This window comes from Streptomyces calidiresistens (genome assembly GCF_014141525.1).
GTDB lineage: Bacteria > Actinomycetota > Actinomycetes > Streptomycetales > Streptomycetaceae > Streptomyces > Streptomyces calidiresistens.
Genome location: NZ_VKHS01000150.1, coordinates 1 through 8,879, shown reverse-complemented (window position 1 = coordinate 8,879; position 8,879 = coordinate 1). Strand labels below are relative to the sequence as shown.

The window sequence follows — 8,879 nt, the reverse complement described above, 5'->3', positions numbered from 1 at the left end:
CGTCGGATGTGTATACGAGACAGCTCGGGGGCGTGTCGGACGTTGACCGGCCGGACGCCCCCGCGTCCCCCACCGCCCCCGAGGGAAGGACCGACGATCGCCATGGCCGGCACCGTGACCATGTACAGCACCACCTGGTGCGGCTACTGCCGCAGGCTCAAGGGCCAGATGGACCGCGAGGGCATCGCCTACACCGAGGTCAACATCGAGCACGACCCCGAGGCGGCGGCGCTGGTCGAGAAGGCGAACGGCGGCAACCAGACCGTTCCCACCCTGCTCTTCGAGGACGGCAGCACCCTCACCAACCCCTCGCTGGCCCAGGTGAGGGCGAAGCTCGCGGCCTGAGACCGCGCCGGGCGCGTCCCCGCGCCCGGCGGCCCGGTCCCGTCCGCTCAGGGGCGGGGCAGCGGTCCGCCGTACCACATCTCCACGAGCCGGGCCGCGATCGAGATGCCGGAGGGGGGCGAGACCTCCTCCGACTCGATCGCGGCCCGCAGTCCGTCCCGGGAGAACCAGCGGGCCTGTTCGATCTCCTCCCCGTCCACCCGGATCTCGGTGGTCCGGGCGCTCGCCAGGAAGCCCAGCATCAGCGAGGACGGGAAGGGCCACGGCTGGCTGGCCACGTAGCGGGGCTCGGAGACGGTGATGCCGACCTCCTCCTCGATCTCCCGCACCACGGCCTCCTCCAGCGACTCGCCCGGTTCGACGAACCCCGCGAAGGTGGAGAAGCGCCCCTCCGGCCAGTGCATCTGCCGACCCAGCAGAATGCGGTCCTCCGCGTCGGTGACCAGCGTGATGACCGCCGGGTCGGTGCGCGGGTAGTGCTCCGCCCCGCAGGAGGGGCAGCGCCGGATGTGACCGGCCGCCGCGATCACGGTCCGCTCGCCGCAGCGGGAGCAGAAGCGGTGCATCCGCTGCCAGTTCTCCAGCGCGATCGCGTGCACCAGGAGCGCCGCGTCGCGGTCGTCCAGCAGGGCGGCGGCCTCGCGCAACCCGGCCGGGCGGGCCGCCTGGTCCATGCGGCCCGGCAGTTCGTCCTTCTGGAGGGCGAAGTAGCGCACGCCGTCGGCGTCGGTGCCCAGGTAGTAGCGGTGCGCCTCGGTCAGGGGCGCGTCGAAGGAGGGCATCGTCACCAGCTCGGTGCGGCCGTCGGCGGTGTCCTCGATCAGCGCACGCCCGGAGGAGACCACGAACACCCTGGTGGTGGGGTGGCTCCACGCCGCTCCGAGCCACGCCTCGTCGATTCGCCGGCCGGCGTCCCGGTCGATCCCGCCGGTCCCGGTCATGGCGATCGGCTGGACGGCGTTGTCCGGAGTGTTGCGCATGACGGAAGCCTAACCGGGGACGTTGAGGGCCCATGACGCGTCCCCCCGCAGGATCGCCTCCAGGCCGGCCCGGTCGGGGAGCACCGCCGGCCGCACCAGTTCGCCGGTGCGCACGTAGAGGAAGGCGGCGGTGACCCGGGACAGCGGGAGGTCGTGCCGCTCGGCCCAGGCCACCCGGTAGACGGCCAGTTGCAGCGGGTCGGCGGAGTGGTCCCGGCCGGTCTTCCAGTCGATGATCTCCCAGCCGTCGTCGGTGCGGTAGACGGCGTCGATCCGGCCGCGGATCACCCGGCCGGCGAGTCGCAGCTCGAAGGGCGCCTCGACCCGGTGGGGGGTGCGGTGGGCCCAGGGGGTGCGGGCGAACGCCTCCTTGAGCGCGGCCAGTTCGCGCTCGTCCCGGATCGCGGGGTCCTCCTCGGGGTCGCCTCCGGGTTGTTCGTCGTCGCCGAGCAGGGGCAGCTCCACCTGATCGAAGCGGGATTCCACCCAGGCGTGGAAGCGGGTGCCCCGACGGGCCGCGGGGCGCGGGGGACGCGGCATGGGGCGGGCCAGCTCGCGGGCGAAGCCCTCCGGGTCGGCGGCCAGCCGCTGGAGCTGGGAGGCGGACAGCGAGAGCGGCAGCGGCACCTCGCGGACCCGGGAGCGGGCCCGGCGCAGTTCCTCGGAGAGGGAACCGAGGTCGCGGTCCCAGGAGGCGACGAGCCGGCGCTCCTCGGGGGTCAGTTCCGCCGTGTCGTCGGGGTCCCCGGGCCCACCGCGCTCGTCGGCCCCGGGGCGGGGGGCGGGGAGCGTGCCCGGTCCGCCGGTCGCGCCGTCGGGCGGGTCCTCCGGCGACCCGTCCGGCGGGCCGTCGGAGCCGCGCAGTTCGGCCAGGACCAGGCGGGCCGCCTCCCGCCGTCGGTGGGTGGCCTCCGGGTCCAGCGGCAGCGGCCACTCCCCCGGTCCGCGCTCCGCCTCCAGCAGCGGGTTCACCGCGTCCTCGGCCGGTTCCTCCGCCCACGCCTCGACCTCGCCGTGCGCCGGGTGCTCCTCGCAGTGCCGGCGCAGCGCCAGCAGGAACCCCGAGGGAACCCTGGGACGCTTCTGTTCCGGTCCCCACCGGTGGGCCGAGCCCAGCAGCAGGGAGCGGGGGCGGGTGAAGGCGACGTAGCCCAGCCGCAGTTCCTCCAGCTCCCGGTGGAACCTCTCCTCCTCGGCGTGTTCGCGCAGTGCGGCGGCGCTCCACTCGCGCACCGCCGGCAGGGTCGCGGCGTCCCCGCGCAGGGGCTGCGGCAGGACGTGCGAATGCCGCAGCCAGGAGTCCTGGCCGCGTTCCTGGGGGAAGCCCTTGCGGTACAGGCCGGGCAGGGCCACCACGTCCCACTCCAGGCCCTTGGCCTTGTGCGCGGTGAGCACCTTGACGGTGTCCTCGCCGCCGGGGAGCGAGCCGTCCAGTCCCTTGTCGTAGTGCTCGGCGGCGCGCAGGAAGGCGAGGAAGGCGGGCAGGTGGGTGTCCCCGTCCACGGCGGTGCGGCGTCCGTTGGCGGCGAAGGAGGCGGCGGTGTCGAGGAACGCCTCCAGGGTCTCGCGGCGTCGGGCGGCCAGGGCGGTGGGCGAGGCGGAGAGTTCGATCTCCAGTCCGGTGACGGTCAGCACCCGGTGCAGGACGTCCATGAGCGGGTCGGCCACCCCCCGGCGCAGCTCGCGCAGTTCGGCGGCGAGGTGGGCGAAGCGGATCCGGGCCTCGTCGGAGAAGGGCAGGTCGTCGGCGGGCTCCTCGACTCCGGCGGACCCCGGGCCGCCCGGTCGGTCGCCGCCGACGAAGGTGTCCAGGGCGTCGGCGAGGGAGATCGTCTCGGCGGGGTCGGTGCTCTCGACGGCGGCGGCCAGGCGGTGGTCGGGCCCCTCGCCGTCCGGCCGCTCGCGGTGGACCAGGAGGCGGGCGCGACGGCCGAGGAGGGCGAGGTCGCGGGGGCCGATCCGCCATCGGGGGCCGGTGAGGATCCGGACCAGGTCGGCGTTGGCGGTGGGGTCCACCAGGACCCGGCAGACGGAGACGAGGTCGGCGACCTCGGGCAGGTGGAGCAGCCCGGAGAGGCCGACGACCTCCACCGGCACCGAGCGGGCGACCAGTTCGCGCTGGATGGCGGGGAAGTCCCCGGCGGTACGGCACAGCACGGCGACCTCGCCGGGCGGGGTGCCGGTGTTCACCAGGTGGGCGATGGAGTCGGCGAGCCAGGTCAACTCGTCGGCGTGGGTGGGCAGCAGGGCGCAGCGCACCCGTCCCTCCTCCTCCGCGTCGGGTGCCGGGCGCAGGGGGGAGACGCCGGGGTGGCGCTCGCGCAGCGGTGCGGCGAGGTCGTTGGCCAGGCGCAGGAGGCGACCGCCGCTGCGGCGGTTCTCGGTCAGGGACCGGCGGCGGGCGGGGGTGCCGTCCCGGTGCGGGAAGTGGTCGGGGAACTCGTCGAGGTTGGCGACGGAGGCGCCGCGCCAGCCGTAGATGGCCTGGCAGGGGTCGCCGACGGCGGTGACGGCGTGCCCGGTGCCCTCGCCGAACAGGCCGGAGAGCATCACCCGTTGGGCGACCGAGGTGTCCTGGTACTCGTCGAGCAGGACGACCGCGAAGCGGTCGCGCAGCGCCCGGCCGACGGCGGGGACGTCGCGGGCGAGGCGGGCGGCGAGGGCGAGTTGGTCACCGAAGTCGATGAGGTCGCGGGCGCGTTTGCGGGAGCGGTACTCCTCGACCGGGCCGAGGAGTTCGGTCCGGCCGCGGGCGGCCTCGGCGATCCGGCGCAGGTCGGCGTTGGGGCGCGGGAGGGCGGCGATCTCCGCGCGGACGGCGGTGTCCAGGGCGCGCAGGTCGGCGGGGTCGACCAGGTGCTCGGAGAGTTCGCCGTCCAGGGCCACCAGATCGCGCACCAGGTCGGGGAAGCCGCGGGTGGTGCCGGTGGAGCTTCCGGTGGGGGCGACGAAACCGGGACCGGCGGCGCGCAGCGCCTCGGCGGCCAGTTGGAAGCGGGAGGCGTCGGCGAGGAGGTGGGCGGAGGGTTCCACGCCGACGCGCAGGCCGTGTTCGGTCAGCAGGCGCCCGGCGAAGGCGTGGTAGGTGGAGATCTCCGGTTCCCCCGCGTGCGGTTCGCCGTCCCCCTCCTGCGAGCCGACCGGAGCGGGGGAGCCGGGGGCGGGGAGCACGCCGGCGCGGCGCAGCGCGGTGCGGACCCGCTCGCCGAGTTCGGCGGCGGCCTTGTTGGTGAAGGTCAGGCCGAGCACCTGCTCGGGGGCGACCAGGCCGGTGCCGACCAGCCACACCACCCGGGCGGCCATCACGGTGGTCTTGCCCGAGCCGGCGCCGGCGACGATCACCTGCGGCTCGGGCGGAGCGGTGATGCAGGCCAGCTGCTCCTCGGTGAAGGGGATGCCGAGGAGCTCCACCAGGTCCGCCGGGCGCCGGATCCGGACACGCGGCGTCCCCCCGGCGGAGCGGGGGGACGGAATCGGGCGGGACGCGGATCGATCGGACACAGTCCGACAGGCTAACGGCAGGCACCGACGGGCCCCGCCCCCGCCCGGGGTGAGCGGGGGCGGGGCCCGGCGGGGGTTCCCGCCCGGGCCCCGTCACGGGGCGGTTCAGCCGCCCATCAGCTCCGTGAAGTCCACGGTGTCCTCGTCGGCCGGGGCCTCGACGTCGATGTCCTCGTCGAACTCCGAGAACTCGACGGTGCCGCCGTCGGTCTCGCTGTCGTTGACCATGCGCAGGATGTGGGCGTCGTCCTCGTCGGCGACGTAGACGGTGACGGTGCTGCCGTCCTCCTCGGTACGGGTGATGCCGACGGTCTCGGTGCCGTCGATGGTCTCCCCGTCCACGCGCTCCCAGTCGCGCTCCTCGTCGGACTCGCTGTTCAGGTCCTCCAGGAAGCGGTCCAGCTGACAGGTCTCGCCGAAGCCGCCCTGCCCCTCGGGGGCGATGATCCAGCGGTTGCCGACGAGTTCGGCGGTGGCCTCGCCGTCCATGCCCTGCTGCGACCAGAACGCCTCGTCACCCCGCATGTAGGAGGTGCCGCCCACGACCATGAACTCGAGTTCGGCGCCCTCCATGGTCATGGAGCCGCGGCACTCCCCGTCGGTGGACATCGCCACGTCGAAGACCCCACCCTCCTCGGGAGTGCCCAGCTCCGCCTCCATCCGGAGGGAGGACAGCTCGGACATGGAGGTCCGGGCCCGCTCGGCGATCTCGTCGGCGTCCATGCCGTCCAGCGCGCCACCGCCGCCGCAGGCGGTGACGCCCGCCAGCAGCGCACCGGTGGCGAGGACGGACAGGATGCTCGTCTTGGCTTTCAAGGGTGTGCTCCTCATTCGGGGACGCGTTCCGCGGTCCGCCGGGGGGACGGTGACCGGGACGCCCTGTTCACAGAACCAGGACATCCGATCACACCCGCACGGTTCCGCACGCACCGCCCCGGGGCCCCGGCCGGACCGTTCCGGGCCCGCCTGCCCGGAGCGGGCGGGCCCACACCCGGGTCACCGTCGAACCGCGGCGGGGGCCCGGGCCGGCTCACTCCACCACGTGGCGCCCCTCGGCCCGCCCCGAGCAGGCCCCCCGGAAGGCGCACCGGCCGCAGTGCCGGCCGGGGGCGGGGGTGAAGCGCTCGTCGAGCACCCGCCCGGCGGCCTCGGCCAGCAACCGCCCCACCCAACGGTCGTCGCCGGGCTCCCCCGCGCCGCCGTCGCCGTCGGTTCCCGGGGCGGGGCACCCGCCGTCCCCGGCACCGTCGTGGCCCCCCTCGGCTCCCTCGGCGCCTTCTGTCAGGGGAGGCTGCACGCGCAGCAGCGGCAGCGCCGGGCCCCCCTCGGCCCGGGGCGCGCCCTGCCGCAGGTGGACCAGTTCCGCGCCGCCCGACCGGGCCGCCGCGTCGGCCGGATCGGCGTCGTGACGCATCGCCAGCTGGTAGACCGCCAACTGCGGGTCCCGCTCGGCCTCCGCCCGGCTCGGCGGGGAGCCGCCGGTCTTGAAGTCCACGACGTACACCCGCCCCTCGGCGTCCCGGTCCACCCGGTCGACGACCCCCCGGATCCGCACCCGGTGCGGGCCGGCGGGCAGCGTGACGTCGAACTCTTTCTCGCTGCCGATCGGTTGGCGGCCGAGTTCGCCCTGCCGGACGTGCCAGCGCAGGAAGCGCTCCAGGGCGGTCCGCGCCTGTTCCCGTTCCTGGCGGGAGTGCCAGGGCGCCTCGAAGGCGAGGGCGTCCCACACCCCGTCCAGCCGGGCCATCAGCACGTCGAGGTCGGCGGGGGTGGCTCCGGAGGCCACCTCGTCGGCGAGGACGTGCAGGACGTTGCCGAAGCCCTGGGCGGTGGTGGCCGGGGCGTCGGCGTGCACCTCGCGGCCGAGGAACCACTGCAGGGAGCACAGGTCCACCAGCCGCCCGACGGCGCTGCCGCTGAGCGCCACGGGGGCCCCGGGGTCCCGCAGCGGCACACCGGGGTCGGTGGGCTCGCGCAGTCCCCACCAGCGCTGCGGGTGGGCGGCCGGGACCAGGGCGTGCCCCTCCTCGTCGCGCAGGGCCGCCAGTCGGGCCAGTCGCCGGGCCGCGGCCCGGCGCAGTGCCCCCGAGGCGCGGGGGTCCACCGTGGTGGCGCGCAGTTCGGCCACCAGCGGGGCCGGGGCGAGCGGCCGGGGCGGGCGGCCGGTCACGTCCACCGGCTCCACCCCGAGTTCACCGAGGAAGCGGGAGGGCTGGTCGCCGTCCTCGGGTCCCCGCACGGCCGTGACCACCAGCCGGTCGCGGGCGCGTGAGCAGGCCACGTGGAACAGTCGGCGTTCCTCCGCCAGCAGCGCGGCGGGGCTCAGCGGGTCGGCCAGGCCGTCGGGGCCGATCCGGTCGGCCTCCAGCAGCGAGCCGCGGCGTCGCAGATCGGGCCAGAGTCCTTCCTGCACGCCCGCCACCACCACCAGCGACCACTCCTGCCCCTTGGAGCGGTGCGCGGTCATCAGGTGGACGGCGTCCGGTCGCAGGGCACGGGGGGCGCGGGTGTCGGCGGCGATGTCGTGCGACTCGAGTTCGGCGAGGAAGTTGAGCGCGCCCCGGCCGCCCTCCCGCTCCTCGGCACGGGCGGCGGCGTCGAAGAGGGCGCACACCGCGTCCAGGTCCCGATCGGCGTTGCGGCCGACGGCACCCCCGCGGCGGGCGGCCCGCTCCAGTCGCCGGGGCCACTCGGTGCCGTCCCACAGCTCCCACAGCGCCGCCTCGGCGGTCCCGCCGCCGGCGAGGAGTTCGCGGGTTTTGCGCAGCAGCAGGCCCAGCCTCTCGACCCCCGGGGCGCCGTGGGCGACCAGGCGTTCGGGTTCGGCGAGGGCCCGCGCCAGCAGTTCGTCGGAGGGGGCGGGGACGGCCGTCCCGGCGGCCCGCTGCTCGTCGCGCAGGGCACGGCCGAGGCGGCGCAGTTCACCGGCGTCGGAGCCGGCGAGGGGGGAGGTCAGCAGGTCCAGCGCGGTTTCGGTGTCGAGCCCGTCGGGCACGGCCGCGGCGCGGAGCGCGGTGAGCAGGGGGGCGACGGCCGGTTCGTGGCGCAGCGGCAGGTCGTCGCCGTCCACGTGGAGCGGCACCCCGGCCGTGGAGAGGGCGCGGCGCACGGCGGGCAGGGACCGGGCGCCGGCCCGGACCAGGACCGCCATCTCCCGCCAGGGCACCCCGTCCTCCAGGTGGGCACGGCGCAGCAGGTCGGCGATCCCGGCGGTCTCGGCGCCGGGCCCGGGGAAGGTCAGCACCCGCACCCGGCCGCCGTCCCGGGTCGCGACCGGCGAGCGGTGGGCCCGGACGGCCCCGGCGGGCAGGCCCGCGAGCGGCATGCGGGCGGTCAGCCGGCCCGATGCCTCCACCAGGGCGGAGCCCGCGCGGTGGTTGGTGGTCAGCACGGTGACGGGGGCGGGCCGGCCGTCGCGGGTGCGGAAGGCGGTGGGGAACTCCCGGATGCCGCCGACGTCGGCGCCCCGGAAGGCGTAGACGGACTGGTCGGGGTCGCCCAGCACGATCAGGTCCCGGCCGTCGCCGGCCAGGGCCCGCAGCAGCCGCACCTGGGCGGGGTCGGTGTCCTGGAACTCGTCCACCAGCACCAGGTCGTAGGCGGCGCGGATGCGGACGCCCGCCGCGGGGTCCTCCACCAGGCGGGCGGCCCGGTGCACCAGTTCGGCGTAGTCGAGCACCCCCTGTTGCTCGGTGACGTCCAGGTACTCGGCGAGGAAGTCGGCCGCGGCCTCCCAGTCGGCGCGGCCGGCGCGGCGGGCGAAGCCGGCCAGGGTCTCGGGGTCCAGGCCCAGTTCCCGGCTGCGGGCCAGCACGGCCCGCAGCTCGTCGGCGAAGCCGCGGGTGGTCAGGCAGGCCCGCAGTTCGTCGGGCCAGGTCCGGCCGCGTCCGGTGCGTTCCAGCTCGACCTGGCCGGCGAGCAGCTCGCGGAGGAAGAGGTCCTGTTCGGGGCCGGAGAGCAGGCGGGGCGGCTCGGCGTACAGGGAACGGTCCCGGTGGGCGCGGAGCAGGGCCCAGGACAGGGAGTGGAAGGTCGTCGCCAGGGGGGTGGCGG

5 protein-coding genes are annotated in these 8,879 nt (G+C 76.0%); 1 reads left to right on the top strand and 4 read right to left on the bottom strand.

Annotation, left to right across the window (positions count from 1 at the left end; all coding sequences use genetic code 11):
* Positions 1 to 102 precede the first annotated feature (102 nt).
* On the top strand, positions 103 to 345 hold the full coding sequence (locus FOE67_RS09130) for a mycoredoxin (RefSeq protein ID WP_182662357.1): 243 nt from the start codon (positions 103 to 105) through the stop codon (positions 343 to 345).
* Positions 346 to 392: 47 nt separating this feature from the next.
* Here FOE67_RS09130 and nudC read toward each other — a convergent pair whose 3' ends face one another.
* The 4 genes from nudC to FOE67_RS09110 all read right to left on the bottom strand — a co-directional run.
* The gene (gene nudC / locus FOE67_RS09125; RefSeq protein ID WP_182662355.1) at positions 393 to 1,325 is read right to left on the bottom strand and encodes an NAD(+) diphosphatase; all 933 of its coding nucleotides are present in this window, start codon (positions 1,323 to 1,325) and stop codon (positions 393 to 395) included.
* Between the two features lie 9 nt (positions 1,326 to 1,334).
* On the bottom strand, positions 1,335 to 4,736 hold the full coding sequence (locus FOE67_RS09120; RefSeq protein ID WP_323384543.1) for an ATP-dependent DNA helicase: 3,402 nt from the start codon (positions 4,734 to 4,736) through the stop codon (positions 1,335 to 1,337).
* A 195-nt stretch (positions 4,737 to 4,931) separates the two neighbouring features.
* Positions 4,932 to 5,642 carry an immunoglobulin domain-containing protein gene (locus FOE67_RS09115; protein WP_182662353.1) on the bottom strand — a complete coding sequence of 237 codons (711 nt, stop codon included), beginning with the start codon at positions 5,640 to 5,642 and terminating at the stop codon, positions 4,932 to 4,934.
* A 214-nt stretch (positions 5,643 to 5,856) separates the two neighbouring features.
* A partial coding sequence (locus FOE67_RS09110) for an ATP-dependent helicase (RefSeq protein ID WP_182662351.1) occupies positions 5,857 to 8,879 on the bottom strand: 3,023 nt, incomplete at its 5' end.